The sequence below is a fragment of the Microbispora sp. NPDC088329 genome (assembly GCF_040685655.1).
Lineage (GTDB): Bacteria > Actinomycetota > Actinomycetes > Streptosporangiales > Streptosporangiaceae > Microbispora.
In genome coordinates, this window is sequence record NZ_JBFBIP010000024.1 from 1 (window position 1) to 14,318 (window position 14,318).

Sequence of the window (14,318 nt, forward strand, 5' to 3'; positions counted from 1 at the left end):
TCGCCGAGCTTCTGGTGCTGGTCAACGCCGAGTCCCTCCCCACCGACCCGGCCACCGACACCGCCCCTGACCCGGTCGACGATCCCGTCCCCGACACCGTCCCCGACCAGGGCGACCAGGACGACCAGGACGACGACGCCAACCACCCCGAGGACCCCACCGAAACCGACGCCGACAACGGTGACACCAGCACCACCGACACCGACAGCGGTGACATCGAGGACACCGAGAACCCCGAGCACGACACCCGGCCGGCCACCCAGGAGACCGAAGCCACCGCAGACGCCGACAACGTCCTGGGCGCCGAGGGCGGCCGGAACGCGAGGAAGGCCGGGGAGACCGGCTGCGTCGAAGACACCGGGGATGTCCGAGACGGTCATGGCAGCCGGGATGGCCGCGACAGGCAGGACACCGACGCCCCTGGCGATGTGGACGACGCCGCTGACGCGGACGACGGGAGTGGCGCGGATGACGCATGCGGCGTTGACGTCGTTGACGCTGCCGGCCGGGGCGATGACCTGTGCGATCGCACGGAGACTACCGAGGCTGCAGAGCCCGGGCCCGCCGTTTCTGAGTCGGCCGCTTCCGAGCTCATCAAGCCAGTCGAGTCCGTCGGTCCTGCCGAGGCGGTCGAGCCCGCGCTTGGTGCGCCCGGCGAGGCCGAAGGGACGGATGCGGTCGCCCCCGGCGCCGGTGCTGGCCTCGGTGACGCCGCCGGATGCGGACAGGCGAAGAGCAACAAGCCGGAAAGCAAGCAGCCGGAGGGGACGCGGTCGGAGAAGGCGCGGTCGAGCGAGCCCCAGCAGAGCAAGCCACGACAGAGCGAGCCCCAATACAGCGAGTCGCAGCAGAGCGAGTCACGGTCGGGTAGGTCGCGCTGGGATGAGTGGCAACCGCCGGCTCCTCCTTCCGGGGACAGCTCTGCCTGTCACGCCCACGCCGGGCCTCGGCCCGCGGGGGGATCCCGGCATGGGCTGGGCACGCCTGAGTATCACCGCGACGAGCGAGCTGCAGGCCCGGGACCAGGACTGGATCCAGGGCCGGGAGCAGGCCCGGGGCAAGGGGCGGGGGCAGACCCGGGGTCAGGGCTGGGGGCGTTGCTGGGCAGGGCGCCGGGGCTGCTGCTGGCCACGGGGCAGGTGCTGCCCGTCTCCGGCGTGCACCGCCTGGCCCGCACCTCCGCCCTGGTACGCCTGGTCATGAACGCCGACGGACAGGTGCTCGACATGGGCCGAAAAGTCAGGCTGGCCACCCCGGCCCAACGCCGGGCGGTCTTCGCCCGCTACGCCACCTGCTGGATCGACGGCTGCCCCCTGCCCGCCACCATGTGCCAGATCGACCACGCCGACAACTGGAGCACCGGCGGCCTGACCGACCTGAAGCTCCTCGGCCCGGCCTGCCAGTTCCACAACCGCGACCGCTACCAGCACCCCGAGCGCTACACCCGCCACACAACCGGCAAAGACCGCTGGACCTTCACCTACCACCACCCCACCCGAGCCCGGAAGGTACGGGCATGACGACCAGGGCGACGAGAGGGCTGCTCATGCGCTGCCCACAAGGCTCATCGGGATCGAGGGAGCGGAGCGAAAAGGAGCGAGGACCGGAAGCGTTACGCCCAGCGGAGCGGGCTTCGCGAGGACCGGAGGTTCCTTCCGGCGCAGTCAACGGCCAGGCCAAGGTTCGCGGACACCCCACTAGAGACGGGCGATGAGCGCATAGCGTTCGCACCTGTGATCACCACGTGCTCATGCCACTCCGGCCGGGTTCACCGCACTCGATCGACCGGATCCGCCGACAGGCTCGACCGCGGTGACATGCCGGGCCGGGAGGCATGCCGGACACGGCGGCTGTATACAGTCCACGTGAGGTTGGACGAGCTCGATCGCGCCATCATCCGGGCCCTCGTCGAGGACGCCCGAGCGACGTACGCCGAAATAGGCGCTCAAGTGGGGCTGTCGGCTCCGGCCGTGAAGAGGCGGGTCGACCGGCTCGTCGCCAGCGGCGCGATCACCGGCTTCAGCGCCCGGGTGGAGCCGTCGGCCCTCGGCTGGACCACCGAGGCGTACGTCGAGCTGTACTGCCGGGGCAAGACCTCCCCCGCAGAGATCGGCATGGCCGTGTCCCGGAACCCGGAGGTCGTCTCCGCCTGCACGGTCACCGGCGAGGCCGACGCGCTGCTGCACATCCGCGCGACCGACGTACGGCACGTCGAGCGGGTGATCGAGCGCCTGGCGGCCGAGCCGTTCGTGGTGCGCACCAAGAGTTCGATCGTGCTGTCCAGGCTGATTAACGAATCGCCGTAGAACGGCCGAAGGACGCAACCGATCCTCACATGATCGCAACGCGGGCGCATTGGTTTGTGGCCTTCCGATTCCTACGCTGAAGTCCCGTTCACCCGGTTTCCCGCTTGGAGTCGACGATGACACTCGCGCCAGCCACCGAGACCACGGACAGTGGTCACAGGGGCACGGATCGGCATTTCCTGATGTGCCGGCCCGAGTTCTTCACGGTCTCGTATTCCATCAATCCCTGGATGCACCCCGAGAGGGCGACCGACACCGCGAAGGCGTTGCGGCAGTGGGAGAGCCTGCGGCAGGCGTACGAAGGCCTGGGCCACACCGTGAGCCTGATCGATCCGATCGAGGGCCTGCCGGACATGGTGTTCGCCGCGAACGGCGCCCTCGTCGTCGACGGACGCGTCTACGGGGCTAGGTTCGCCCATCCGGAGCGCGCCGCCGAGGGCCCGGCCTACCTGCGGTGGTTCACGGAGCGGGGATACGAGACACTGGAGGCGTCCTTCACCAACGAGGGCGAGGGCGACTACCTCACGCTCGACGAGATGATCCTGGCCGGGACGGGCTTCCGCACCGACGTGGCGGCGCACATGGAGGCGCAGGAGTTCCTCGGCCGGCCGGTCGTCACGCTGCGCCTGGTCGACCCGAGGTACTACCACCTCGACACCGCCCTGTTTCCGCTGGACGGCCGCAACGTGGCGTACTATCCGGAGGCGTTCAGCGAGGGCAGCAGGAAGGTGCTGCGGCGGCTGTTCCCCGACGCCGTGATCGCCACGTCCGCGGACGCGGAGGTGCTCGGCCTCAACGCGGTGAGCGACGGCCACAACGTCGTCGTCAACGCCGAGGCGACCGGGCTGATCCTGGAACTCAAGCGCCGTGGCTTCGAGGTCGTCCCGGTCGACCTCGGCGAGCTGCGCAAGGCCGGCGGCGGTCCCAAGTGCTGCACCCTCGAGATCCGGCCGAGCAGGGAGATTCGATGAAGACCGCGGAGCACATCAGGCTCGGCGAGAGCCACAGCGCGCACAACTATCACCCACTGCCCGTGGTGATCCACTCCGCCGAGGGCGCCTGGGTCACCGACGTGGAGGGCAAGCGGTATCTCGACTGCCTGGCCGGCTACTCCTCGCTGAACTTCGGCCATGGCAACCCGGCCATCCTCGCGGCGGCCCGCGAGCAGCTCGACCGGCTGACGCTGACCAGCCGGGCGTTCTACAACGACCGGTTCGCCGCGTTCGTGACCGGCCTTTCCGAGCTGTGCGGCAAGGACATGGTCCTGCCGATGAACACCGGCGCGGAGGCCGTCGAGACCGCGATCAAGGTCGCCCGCAAGTGGGGCTACGAGGTCAAGGGCGTCGCCCCGGACGAGGCCAACATCGTCGTGATGGAGGACAACTTCCACGGCCGCACCACCACGATCGTGGGCTTCTCCACCGACCCGGACGCCCGCGGCGGCTTCGGTCCCTTCCCGCCCGGCTTCCGCCTGGTGAAGTACGGCTCCGCCGAGGCGGTCAGGGAGGCGATCGACGAGAACACGGTGGCCGTGCTGCTGGAGCCCATCCAGGGCGAGGCCGGCGTGCTGGTCCCGCCGGACGGCTACCTGGCCGCGGTCCGGGAGATCTGCACCGACAACAACGTGCTGTTCGTCGCCGACGAGATCCAGTCGGGCCTCGGCCGCACCGGGGAGACGTTCGCCTGCGACCACGAGCGCGTCGTCCCCGACCTGTACGTCCTGGGCAAGGCCCTCGGCGGCGGGGTGGTCCCGGTCTCCGCCGTCGTCGCGAACGCCGACGTGATGGGCGTGATCGGGCCCGGCCAGCACGGTTCCACCTTCGGCGGCAACCCGCTGGCATGCGCGGTCGGTGAGGCGGTGATCGGGCTGCTGAAGACCGGCGATTACCAGGCCAGGGCCCGCGAGCTCGGGGCGTTCCTGCACGCGCGCCTCGCCGATCTCGGCCCCGGCGTGGTGGCGGTGCGCGGGCGCGGGCTGTGGGCGGGCGTCGACATCGACCCCTTGCTCGGCACCGGCCGGCAGATCAGCGAGGCGCTCCTGCGCCGCGGCGTGCTCGTCAAGGACACGCACGGCTCGACGATCCGCCTCGCGCCGCCCCTCGTCGTCTCCGCCGACGACCTGGACTGGGCGCTGGAGCAGCTCAGCGCGGTGCTGCGGGAGGCTCGGGCCTGATCCGCACCGCGTCCTGATCGCCGGTGTCGGTGAACCACGTCACCGTGGCCTCCCCGGGCGCCAGGTCGATGGCGGTCATCATGTTGGGGAACCAGGGTCCCTTGCTGATCCGCCACCGCAACGGCGCCCGGGGAAGGCCGCCGGCCCTCGCCAGCACCCCGCCGAGCACGCCCGCCAGCCCGAACGACGCCACGATATTGGCGAAGCGCAGCGTGCGGCTCAGTGGGTTGCGGATCGGCGAGCAGACGATCTGGTGGACGCGCCCGCCGCCCCGGCGCCGTACGGAGGCCATGTAGGAGTAGTGGACGTCGCCCGACAGCAGCAGGACGGTCGCGGGCGGCCTGCCCCGGCGGCCCGAGGCGACCTCCAGCACCACGTGCGCGAGTTCCTCGAACGAGCGGCGGAAGGCCCCCCAGTGCTCCAGGTCGAGAAACTGCCGCACCCGCTCGCCCCACCGCGCCGCCCGGCGGCCCCAGATGCCGTCGCAGACCGCCTCGTTCCAGCTCTCGACGTGGTGGATCCCGGCGGGCAGCAGGATCGGGAGCGAGGACCCGACGAGCAGGTGGTCGAAGTCACCGGTGGCGTGCTTGTCGAACCAGTCCCACTCCCCGGGGTCGAGCATCCGCCGGCGTCCCGGCTCCAGCACCCGGGCGCTGCGGCTGTCCAGCACGATGAGACGGCTGCCGCCCAGGTCCCTGTGGTAGCTCCAGCGCACCGAGTCGGGCTCCCGGTCGGCCCGTCGGGCGAAGGTGTCGAGCGCCTCGTCGCCGCCGCCCGCCCGCAGCGCGGCGAGCACGGGATCGGCCGCCCGCTCGGCCGGGGGCAGATTGCCCAGGTGCTGGTAGATGTAGTAAGAGCCGAGCGCGGAGACGATGCGCCGCTCCCACCAGGGCACCTGGGCCATCTGCTCGCGCCAGACGTTCGAGGTGTTCCAGTCGTCCCTGACGTCGTGGTCGTCGAAGATCATCGCGGTGGGGACCGTGGCCATCAGCCAGCGGACCGGAGGATCGGACCACGCCTGGCGGTACAGCTCGGCGTACTCCTCGAAGTCGACGACCTCCTGCGGGCCGTCGTCCCTGCGCCCGGCGATGAACTCCTTCATGTCCGGGGTGAGCTCGTCGGCGTACACCTGGTCGCCCAGCAGCAGGATCAGGTCGGGCCGCTCGTCCGGCGACTCCATCAGGCGCAGGCCGTACGCCCGCAGGACGTCAGGGCCGTGCGTGCGCACGTACGGTTCCTCGTGGGGCACGCTGGTGCGGCAGGAGCCGAAGACCAGCCGGTCGAGGCGGGTGAGCGGCCGGATCACGCTCGGCGGCAGGCCCTCGTCCGGCCACACCCGCCGGTCGTCGAGCTCGACCTCGTAGGCCACCGGGCCGTCGATGCCGACGTCCAGCAGGGCGTAGTGGTGACCGTGGACCGTGAAGGTGCGGTCCTCGGAGCAGGCGTCACCGGCCCGCACGCGGACCGTGCAGGGCTCGGAGGTCTCCACCCAGACGGTCGCGGCGTCCGCGTCCACGTGACGCAGGAGCGGGCCCAGCACAAGTTCCGGCACAACCCCTGTCTACTGCAAAAGCTTGGCAAAGCGCGACTTGTGCCCATCTGTCCACCATCGCTCACGGTCCGTGCGTCATCTGTGCGCCGGAACGGCGAAATCTTCCCCGGCGATCTCCTTATTGGCCTATATCGCGATCACCCGGTGCACGGTTTGATCCACTTGTCGATCCTTCCGGTCCGTCTTCCGCGCTCGTCAACGTCGACGGCGCGCGGGGTCCGGGGGGCGGCCCTCTTCCGACAGGAGCACGACAGCGATGACCATCACGGACTTCCCGACAACGGCGTCGGGGGTTCGGTCTCCGATCCCCGGCCTCCACGCCCCCTCACCGGGTGAGCGCGCCCTCGCCGCCGCCCGTTTCCAGCTCGCCGAGGCCTCCCGCTTCCTCGGCCTCGACGACGGCATGCACCGCATGCTCGCCACGCCCCGCCGCTCGCTCACGGTCTCGGTGCCCGTACGCCGTGAGGACGGCCGCCTGGAGGTGGTGCAGGGCCACCGCGTACAGCACAACCTGTCACGCGGACCGGCCAAGGGCGGCATCCGCTTCCACCCCGCCACCGACCTCGCCGAGGTCACCGCCCTCGCCATGTGGATGACGTGGAAGTGCGCCCTCGTCGGCATCCCGTACGGCGGGGCCAAGGGCGGCGTCGCGGTGGACCCGGCCACGCTGACCGGCCGTGAGCTCGAACGCGTCACCCGGCGCTACGTCAACGAGATCCTGCCGCTCATCGGCCCGGAGAAGGACATCCCCGCGCCCGACGTGGGCACCGACGAGCAGACCATGGCCTGGATCATGGACACCTACAGCGCGAACGCGGGCTATTCCGTCCCCGGCGTGGTGACCGGCAAGCCCACCGCGCTCGGCGGCTCGCTGGGCCGCGCGGGCGCGACCTCGCGCGGGGTGCGGATCGCCGCACTGCAGGCGCTGGCCCGGACACGCGGGGCGCGCTCCCCCGAGGGCGCCACCGTGGCGGTGCAGGGCTTCGGCAAGGTGGGCGCGCTGGCCGCGCAGTATCTCGCCGACGCCGGCTGCCGCGTCGTGGCCGTCTCCGACGCGGGCGGCGCGGTCGTCCGGTCCTCCGGCCTCGACGTCGCCGCGCTGCGCGCCCACGCCGCCGAGACCGGCTCGGTCCACGGCTATCGCGACGCCGACCCGCTCTCCCACGGCGACCTGCTGGAACTCGACGTGGACATGCTGGTGCCCGCCGCGCTCGAAGGCGTGATCACGGCGGACAACGCCCCGCGCGTACGGGCCCGCCTGGTCGTGGAGGGCGCCAACGGGCCCACCACGCCCGAGGCCGACCTGATCCTGGCCGGCAACGGGGTCACGGTGGTCCCCGACATCCTGGCCAACGCCGGCGGGGTCATCGTGTCCTACCTGGAGTGGGTGCAGAACACCCAGGCGTACTCGTGGAGCGCGGGCGAGGTCGACGTGAAGCTCCGCGACCTGATGGAGAACGCCTATCGGGCGGTCGCGGACCTGGCCGCGGAGCGCGACCTCACGCTCCGCCAGGCCGCCCACGCGATCGGCGTGGGGCGGGTGGCCGAGGCCCACCGGCTGCGCGGCCTGTACCCCTGAAAAGACGGCTGAGACGACCGCCTCCCGGGAATATGCGGCTTCCGGGAGGCGGTCAGGCCGTCGCCGCCGCGTTCGTGGCGGCCAGCACGATGTCCTCGCACAGCCCGTGGGTCACCAGGGCGTCGTCGGCCGTGAGGATCCGGCCCTCCCGGACCGCGGCGAGGAACTCCGCGACGATCTGCTCGATGCCGCGCTGCCGGGTCGCCGGGACCCAGTCCCCCCGCCTCGTGACGGTCTCGCCGTCGGCGTGGTCGACGACATCGCCGAGGTTGACCACGCGGCGCTTCCCTCCGCCGCCCATGACCTCGCACGTCTCCTCCGCCGCGCCGCTCGTGCGGCTCATGACGCCGACGGCGGTGAAGCCGTCGCCGCCGAGTGTCAGCATCACGTGTTCGAGCAGGCCGTCCCGCACCCCGGTCCTGATCGCGGTGCCGGTGACCGGCCCGGGAGCGAGGAAGCGGAGCGTGTCCGCCACGTGGACGAAGTCGTCGAAGATCACGGTCCGCGGGTCGCCGGGCAGGTCACGCCGGTTCTTCTGCATCACGACCACGTCGCGGGGCAGGTCGCGCAGGGCGGCGTACGCGGGGGCGTGCCTGCGGTTGAACCCCACCATCAGCGACCTGTCCCTCTCACGTGCCAGCCGTACGAGCCCGGCGGAGGCGGCGGCGTCGTAGGCGAGCGGCTTGTCCACATAGACGTGCACGCCCGCCTCGAGCAGCGCGGTCACGATCGGGACGTGGGCCTCCGTGGCCGCGTGCACGAAGGCCGCGTCGATCCCCGCCTCGACGAGGTCGTCGAGGGAGGTGAAGCGGGCGCCGATGCGGTAGGCGTCCCCGAGCCGGTCGAGAGCCTTCCTGTCGCGGGTGCACAGCAGCGGCTCGATGCCCGGCGTCGCGGCCAGCACCGGCAGGTACGCCTTCCGCGCGATGTCACCCAAACCGATGATTCCGACTCTCATGCCGGGGAGCCTATCGGCGCGTCGCCTCCACGGTCCGGCGGGCGGGCCAGGGAATCCGCGCCAGGTAGCCGGGCGCGCGGGTGACGATCACGTCCGGCGCCCCGGCCCGGGTCAGCGCCTGCCGCAACGTCTTGACGTAGGTCTGTATCGCCGCCTTGGCGGTCTCCGGCGGCTCGTCCGGCCAGAGGATGTCGATGAGACGGTGCATCGGCAGGACGTGCCCCTGCTCCAGGAGCAGCGCGGCGAGCAGCGTCTTCGGTTTGACTCCCCCCAGCGGGACCGGCACTTCGCCGACCGACACCTCGACCGGCCCCAGCAGCCGAAACTCCACCGCCACTCCTGTCACATCGATGCCACGGACGGAGCTCAGGATCTTCAAGCCAGCATGGCCAGTCGGCATCCCCGGCGCAAGGGTTGGATGTCATGATTCATCCTGGTCGTGGACCGCCCCGCACGGGCAGGCCCACTCCCCGGCTCCGGAGCTCCTCAGCGTGCCCGCCACCACGCCACCGTCTCCTTCACCCCGTCTTCGACCGGCGTCGGCGTGAACCCGAGGACCTTCTGCGAGGCGGAGGAGTCGAGCACGTACGGCCGGTCGAACTGGTAACGGGTCTCCCCCAGCTCACGCAGGAACGGCGATGCGAGGCCCCCGGCCTTCAGCATCCAGGCCGGCAGCCGCCGCAGGCGCGGCGCCGGCAGGCCGGCCGCCTCGCACACCCTCTCGGCGAACTCCCGCACCGTGAATGGCGGTGCGGTCGGGATGTGCCAGGCCCGGCCCCAAGCGCGCTCCTCCTCCGCGGCCGCCGCCAGCGCCCGCACCGCATCGGGCAGGTACGTGTAGCTGTGCGGGATGCCGGGGTCACTGATGACGGTGGCGGGCTTGCCCGCGAACAGGGGCTCCAGGAGCCGCGGCCCCAGGTAGGACTGGTCGGACGACCGAGGCCCGTAGTAGTCCGAGCCTCGCACCTCGGTCACCCGCGCCCTTCCCGCCTCGTGGGCGGCCCGCATCTCCTCCCACATCCGCGCCCGGACCCTGCCCTTCGTGCCCGTCGCGGCGAGCGGCAGGTCTTCGGTCATCGGCCCGTCCACCGGCCCGTACCCGTACAGGTTGCCCAGCGTCACCAGGACGGCTCCGGACGACTCCGCGGCGGCCAGCAGCGCGGCCGCGATCGGCGGCCAGTCCAGGGGCCACCGGTGATACCGCGGGTTGGCGCAGTTGTAGAGCGCGTCGGCCCCCTCGGTGAGCCGCCGCATGGCGTCGGCGTCGGCCGCGTCCGCCGCGACCGGCGATATTCCCCGGCGCTTCGGCCCCGAGCCCGAGCGGGTGACGAGGGTCACCTCGTGCCCCCGCTCCGCCAGCGTCTCGGCGAGCCCGCCGCCGACCTGTCCCGCTCCGACGATCACATGCCTGCTCATCACTTCTCCTTCACACTTGATCCGTCAGCAGCCGCAGCACGCCGTCAACGACGTACACGGCCGCGAACACGACACCGGCGGTGACGAGCCCGGAGGCCGCCAGCGCGGCCGCCCCCGCCCCGAACCACACGACCTCGAAGGCCGCCCGTGCGAGCCCGTGCAGCTGGTGCGGCGCCTTGCCGCCCGCCATGAACAACCCCCAGAGCGTCGCGAACACTGCGGGAGTGCCGAGCCCCAAGAGGATCTTGACGATGATGTTCGCCTCGCGGGTGAACCCCCAATAGGCCAGCGAGATCAGCACCCCCAGCTCCAGGAAGAACATCAGTGCGGAGATCAGTCCCTTGGCCGCGGTGAGCATCGGCACTCCTTGCGTTCGCCGTTCCGTTACGAGAGCAATGCTCTCTCAACGGAGAGGCGTTCGTCAAGAGCGGTGCTCTCTAATAACACCGGTGCTCTGATAGCCTGGCCGCATGAACGCGAGCCGTACCGCGCGTGAGCGGGTGAGAGCGGAACTGATCAAGGAGATCACGGACATCGCCCGGCGCCATCTGGCGACCGCGGGGGCCCCGGGTCTGTCCCTGCGGGCGGTGGCCCGCGAGATGGGGATGGTCTCCTCGGCGATCTATCGCTACTTCCCCAGCCGCGACGACCTGCTGACCGCGCTGATCATCGACGGGTACAACGCGATCGGGGAGGCCGTCGAGCGCGCCGACGCCGCCCGCCCGCAGGACGACTTCACCGGGCGCTGGCTCGCCGTCTGCCGCGCCGTACGCGAGTGGGCCCTGGCCCATCCTCACGAGTACGCCCTGCTGTACGGCTCACCCGTGCCGGGCTACGCCGCTCCGCAGGACACCGTCGCGCCGGCGGTGCGGGACACGGCCGTGTACGGGCGGATCGTCGCCGACGCCCACCGGGCGGGCAGGCTCACCCCTCCCCCGATCTGCCCGCCGCCGCCCGCGGTCCTGGCCGAGGACGCCGAGGTCGTACGGTCGCTGATGCCGGACGTGCCCGACGACGTGGTCATGCGGGCGCTCGTCGCGTGGACGGGCCTGTACGGAATGGTCAGCTTCGAGCTCTTCGGCCAGTTCAACAACACCATCACCCACCGCGCCGAGCTGTTCGACCACAACGTGACCTGCCTCGGCCGGTTGCTCGGCCTGCCCGAGTAGGCGTCCCCGGGCGAGGGCCGCCGGAGGTCGTGAATCCCAACTCGGTCAGAGGCATGTCCAGCGTGAAGCTGTCAGGGGCGAGTTCTCCATATATCGCGGCCCGCTCGCTGAGCCACAGCGCTGCGCCGTACGGCGCCGATCGGCGCGTCAAAGCTGGCGGGCGCGGAGGCGTCCTTCCAGCAGGAGGAGCAGCTCGCCGAGCAGGTCTCCCAGCTCCCGCTGCCGATCGGCGCCTATCGCCGCCAGGAGATCCCTCTCGTAACGCAACTGCCGCGGCAGGAGCCGGTCGGTGAGCGTGCGGCCCTGCTCGGTCAGTGCGAGGTGGAAGACCCGCCGATCACGGTCGTCGGGGCGGCGGCTCACCAGCCCGCGTTCCTCCAGAACCCGCAGCCGCTTGGTGACGGCCGCCCCCGAGGCGAAGGTCTCTCTGGCGATCCGGCCCGGGGTGAGCTCCCGGTCCAACCGGCGCAGCGCGGCGAGGAGATCGAACTCCGGCCGGGTGAGCCCGTACTCCCGCAGAGGCGCGTCGCCCGCCTGCTGGAGCAGCAGGACGCACCGGGTGAGGCGGCCGATCACGGCGATCGGCGCGGTGTCCAGGTCCGGGTGAACATGCCGCCACTGCCGTATCACCTGCGCGACGGCGTCCTCTGCGACGCCCTCCGGCGCCTCCTCGGCGATGTGCTCCACGCCCCGATTCCTCAGCCCTGGGTCTGTTCGCAGCCGACCTTATCGTCCCGGACCGGCGCGGCCAGCCTCGCCAGCAGGCGGTGGCCCTCCTGCTCGGCCCGGGCGACCTGCTCCTCCGGCAGCGCCCGCTGCCACCACTCGCCGGCCGCGACGTCGGCGGCCCGGCGCAGCTCCACCAGGGCGTCGACGAGCATGCCGCGCACCCGCGCGATCTCCCCCGGCTCACGCGTGCCGAGCGCCAGCAGACGCCGGGCCGCCGCCTGAGCGTCGGCCACGGGTCGCAGCGCCGCGTCGATCCGCCCGGCGCTTCGGCGGTTTGGTCACCAGCAGGCAGCCGAGCAGGCCCGCCGCGACGCTCACGGCCGTGTCCAGCCAGCGGTCGCTGATCAGCCCCCACGCGGGCTGATAACCGGGCAGCTCGGTGAGCAGGAGGGCCATCGGCGTCACGCACACCGCGCCCAGCCAGTAGTTGCGGGTCATCAGCGCCTCGGTGCAGAACTGGAGGGCCAGCGTGAGCAGGACCAGGGCGAGCGCGCCCGTACGGCCGACCGGCAGCAGCACCGTGAAGACGAGCAGGCCGGCCACGCTGCCGAGGGCGCGCTGCAGGGCCCGTTGCCACGACAGCGTGGCGTCGGCCGCGGGACACGGCGGGGAGGGACGCCTCCACCCGGGCCAGGAGGCGTTCGAGCGCGGGAGCCATGCACACCAGCCAGGCGAGCGCCACAGTGGTCGCGACCGGCAACGCCCGCAGCCGGGCTACCAGCGCCTTTGCCCTGGAAACCGCCTGCGGTCCGGCCACCCGCACCGCCCGGACCGGACCGGGGCCGGGTGAGCCCGCCCCGCCATCCATGGCCTCCGCCCGTCATCGCGCGCCGAAGAATTCATGCAGCACCTCGGCCACGACGAGCGGGGCCCCGTCGTTCTCCGGCCCCGAATGCCCGACCCCCGGCAGGTCGATGCTTCGCGCGTGCGGGAGCACCTCGGAGAGTCTCCGGAGTGCGAGGCGCAAATATGCCGCGCTCTTCGTGCCGCCGAGGAGCAGCACCCGCGCATCGAGCGCCGCGTAGTCCATGATCGTGTCGGCCATCTCCCTGATCACCTGCATGTCGAATCGCAGCGTCGGGATGAGCGCCTCGACCGGCACCTCATCGGGGGATCCGTCGCCCTGCAGGCGCGCGCCTATCGCCAGGAGCGGCACAAGGGCGAAGCGGGGGATCCTGGTGAACAACGACGACTCGGTGTCGAGGCCCTTCATCCCCGTGACCAGCGCGGACACCGTTCTTCCCGCAGCGATCTCGCGGTCGAAGCGCGTCAGCCAGTCCGTCGGCACCGAGCCGTCGATCGACAATGGAGGCTCGTACAGGGCGATCCGGTCAAGAGCGGGCGTGACCAGAGCCGTACGCAGGATGACGAGCGCGCCCGAGCTCAGGCCGAAGATCTGCGACGCGCCGGTCGCCGCGACGAGCGCCTGCAGGTCTTCGACCTCCCGCATAACGCCGAAGCCGGTGCCGTGAGGGCCGCTCAGCCCACGCCCGCGCCGGTCGGGCACATGGACGGTGAACGAGGTCGACAGAGCGGCGGCGAGCTTCGTGAAGTGCTGCGACGCCAGCATCCCGCCGTGTACGAGGATCAGCCCGGGTCCGCGGCCACTGCGGCGGTAGCCGATCACGGTTCCGTCGGCCGAGCGAACCTTTTCGTGTGCGGCGCGCGCCTTCATCGGGCACCCGCAGGCGGGACGAGCATGTACATCGCCCGCTTGCCCAGGACAGGCGTCATCATGATCCTCCGTTGATAGGTGAACAACGTTCACGTGTACATTGTTCACGTAGGCGGGGAAGGAATGTCAACCCCAGGAGGACGCGATGGGGCAGCGGCGCGCCGAGGTGCTGCAGGCGGCGATCGAGCTGCTCGACGAAGTAGGCCTGGACGCTCTCACCATGCGGCTGCTGGCGAGCCGGCTCGGGGTGCGAGCGAGTGCCCTGTATCGGCACTACCCCAGCAAGCAGGCCCTGCTGGACGCCATGGTCACGCACCTGGTCAGCCCGGCGGACGACGTCGTTCCGCTCTCCGACGCCCCTTGGGACGAGCTGTTGCGCGAGGTGGCGTCAGGCGTGCGCGAGGTCATGCTGGCCCACCGCGACGGCGCCCGCCTCATATCCGGCTTCCACCACCCGGGCGACGAGGCCGTCACCACCTTCAGGCGTCTCATCGCCGCGCTCATCGCCGCGGGAGTCCCCGCCGACACGGCCGCCATCGCCGTGGACACCGTCCTGGCCTACGTCAACGGCTACACCATCGAGGAACAGGCCCGCAAGACCGGAGTCGGCGACTGGCCCAGAGAGCGCCGGGACCGCGCCTTCCACGACGGGCTCGAAATGATCATCACTGGCGCCAGGGAAACTCTGTCGTCCTGACGCGGGCGGACGACGTGTCACTCATGAGACATGCGAAAGGCGGCAGTCGGGGGTCTCCCGGTTG

Annotated in this window: 15 protein-coding genes and 1 pseudogene; 7 read left to right on the forward strand and 9 right to left on the reverse strand. The window is 71.3% G+C overall.

What is annotated here, in order from left to right; genetic code table 11:
* The 4 genes and pseudogenes from AB0O28_RS32660 to rocD all read left to right on the forward strand — a co-directional run.
* Positions 1–1,520: pseudogene (locus AB0O28_RS32660) on the forward strand (hypothetical protein); the annotation flags it as partial.
* Positions 1,521–1,865: 345 nt separating this feature from the next.
* On the forward strand, positions 1,866–2,306 hold the full coding sequence (locus tag AB0O28_RS32665) for an Lrp/AsnC family transcriptional regulator (RefSeq protein ID WP_363646423.1): 441 nt from the start codon (positions 1,866–1,868) through the stop codon (positions 2,304–2,306).
* A gap of 116 nt (positions 2,307–2,422) precedes the next feature.
* A complete protein-coding gene (gene ddaH / locus AB0O28_RS32670; protein WP_363646424.1) occupies positions 2,423–3,277 on the forward strand; it encodes a dimethylargininase in 855 nt (284 codons plus the stop codon).
* Positions 3,274–4,479: an ornithine--oxo-acid transaminase gene (gene rocD, locus AB0O28_RS32675; protein WP_363646425.1), complete on the forward strand. Its 1,206-nt coding sequence runs from the start codon at positions 3,274–3,276 to the stop codon at positions 4,477–4,479. Before ddaH ends, rocD begins: the two co-directional genes overlap by 4 nt.
* On the opposite strand, the gene AB0O28_RS32680 is transcribed toward rocD, so the two are convergent.
* Positions 4,448–6,031 (reverse strand): alkaline phosphatase D family protein, encoded by a 1,584-nt coding sequence (locus tag AB0O28_RS32680; RefSeq protein ID WP_363646426.1) that lies wholly within the window; start codon positions 6,029–6,031, stop codon positions 4,448–4,450. The genes rocD and AB0O28_RS32680 overlap by 32 nt on opposite strands.
* Before the next feature lie 256 nt (positions 6,032–6,287).
* Between AB0O28_RS32680 and AB0O28_RS32685 the strand changes: the two genes are divergently transcribed.
* The gene (locus AB0O28_RS32685; RefSeq protein WP_363646427.1) at positions 6,288–7,610 is read left to right on the forward strand and encodes a Glu/Leu/Phe/Val dehydrogenase; all 1,323 of its coding nucleotides are present in this window, start codon (positions 6,288–6,290) and stop codon (positions 7,608–7,610) included.
* Positions 7,611–7,662: 52 nt separating this feature from the next.
* Here AB0O28_RS32685 and AB0O28_RS32690 read toward each other — a convergent pair whose 3' ends face one another.
* From AB0O28_RS32690 to AB0O28_RS32705, 4 genes are all read right to left on the reverse strand, one after another.
* A complete protein-coding gene (locus AB0O28_RS32690; protein WP_363646428.1) occupies positions 7,663–8,568 on the reverse strand; it encodes a Gfo/Idh/MocA family oxidoreductase in 906 nt (301 codons plus the stop codon).
* A gap of 10 nt (positions 8,569–8,578) precedes the next feature.
* Entirely contained in the window at positions 8,579–8,899 is a 321-nt protein-coding gene (locus AB0O28_RS32695) for a winged helix-turn-helix domain-containing protein (RefSeq protein WP_363646429.1), read from the reverse strand.
* A gap of 155 nt (positions 8,900–9,054) precedes the next feature.
* A complete protein-coding gene (locus tag AB0O28_RS32700; protein ID WP_363646430.1) occupies positions 9,055–9,984 on the reverse strand; it encodes an NAD-dependent epimerase/dehydratase family protein in 930 nt (309 codons plus the stop codon).
* 10 nt (positions 9,985–9,994) lie between these two features.
* On the reverse strand, positions 9,995–10,342 hold the full coding sequence (locus AB0O28_RS32705) for a YrdB family protein (RefSeq protein ID WP_363646431.1): 348 nt from the start codon (positions 10,340–10,342) through the stop codon (positions 9,995–9,997).
* 112 nt (positions 10,343–10,454) lie between these two features.
* Here AB0O28_RS32705 and AB0O28_RS32710 point away from each other — a divergent pair, with 112 nt between their 5' ends.
* Positions 10,455–11,153: a TetR/AcrR family transcriptional regulator gene (locus AB0O28_RS32710; protein WP_363646432.1), complete on the forward strand. Its 699-nt coding sequence runs from the start codon at positions 10,455–10,457 to the stop codon at positions 11,151–11,153.
* 147 nt (positions 11,154–11,300) lie between these two features.
* Here the strand turns inward: AB0O28_RS32710 and AB0O28_RS32715 are convergent, their stop codons facing one another.
* From AB0O28_RS32715 to AB0O28_RS32730, 4 genes are all read right to left on the reverse strand, one after another.
* The gene (locus tag AB0O28_RS32715; RefSeq protein ID WP_363646433.1) at positions 11,301–11,840 is read right to left on the reverse strand and encodes a MarR family transcriptional regulator; all 540 of its coding nucleotides are present in this window, start codon (positions 11,838–11,840) and stop codon (positions 11,301–11,303) included.
* An 11-nt stretch (positions 11,841–11,851) separates the two neighbouring features.
* Positions 11,852–12,115 (reverse strand): hypothetical protein, encoded by a 264-nt coding sequence (locus AB0O28_RS32720; protein WP_363646434.1) that lies wholly within the window; start codon positions 12,113–12,115, stop codon positions 11,852–11,854.
* On the reverse strand, positions 12,063–12,425 hold the full coding sequence (locus AB0O28_RS32725) for an FUSC family protein (protein ID WP_363646435.1): 363 nt from the start codon (positions 12,423–12,425) through the stop codon (positions 12,063–12,065). The genes AB0O28_RS32720 and AB0O28_RS32725 overlap by 53 nt, the downstream gene beginning before the upstream one ends.
* Before the next feature lie 277 nt (positions 12,426–12,702).
* The gene (locus AB0O28_RS32730; protein WP_363646436.1) at positions 12,703–13,650 is read right to left on the reverse strand and encodes an alpha/beta hydrolase; all 948 of its coding nucleotides are present in this window, start codon (positions 13,648–13,650) and stop codon (positions 12,703–12,705) included.
* Positions 13,651–13,702: 52 nt separating this feature from the next.
* Between AB0O28_RS32730 and AB0O28_RS32735 the strand changes: the two genes are divergently transcribed.
* Positions 13,703–14,254, forward strand: coding sequence for a TetR/AcrR family transcriptional regulator C-terminal domain-containing protein (locus AB0O28_RS32735; RefSeq protein WP_363646437.1), 552 nt, complete (start codon positions 13,703–13,705; stop codon positions 14,252–14,254).
* Positions 14,255–14,318: the final 64 nt, after the last annotated feature.

What these genes read in the sequence shown, in the direction of transcription:
- ddaH (WP_363646424.1), top strand. Translation starts at nt 2,423, where the DNA reads ATGACACTCGCGCCAGCCACCGAGACCACGGACAGTGGTCACAGGGGC.
- rocD (WP_363646425.1), top strand. Translation starts at nt 3,274, where the DNA reads ATGAAGACCGCGGAGCACATCAGGCTCGGCGAGAGCCACAGCGCGCAC.
- AB0O28_RS32685 (WP_363646427.1), top strand. Translation starts at nt 6,288, where the DNA reads ATGACCATCACGGACTTCCCGACAACGGCGTCGGGGGTTCGGTCTCCG.
- AB0O28_RS32690 (WP_363646428.1), bottom strand. Translation starts at nt 8,568, where the DNA reads ATGAGAGTCGGAATCATCGGTTTGGGTGACATCGCGCGGAAGGCGTAC.
- AB0O28_RS32700 (WP_363646430.1), bottom strand. Translation starts at nt 9,984, where the DNA reads ATGAGCAGGCATGTGATCGTCGGAGCGGGACAGGTCGGCGGCGGGCTC.
- AB0O28_RS32705 (WP_363646431.1), bottom strand. Translation starts at nt 10,342, where the DNA reads ATGCTCACCGCGGCCAAGGGACTGATCTCCGCACTGATGTTCTTCCTG.
- AB0O28_RS32710 (WP_363646432.1), top strand. Translation starts at nt 10,455, where the DNA reads ATGAACGCGAGCCGTACCGCGCGTGAGCGGGTGAGAGCGGAACTGATC.
- AB0O28_RS32735 (WP_363646437.1), top strand. Translation starts at nt 13,703, where the DNA reads ATGGGGCAGCGGCGCGCCGAGGTGCTGCAGGCGGCGATCGAGCTGCTC.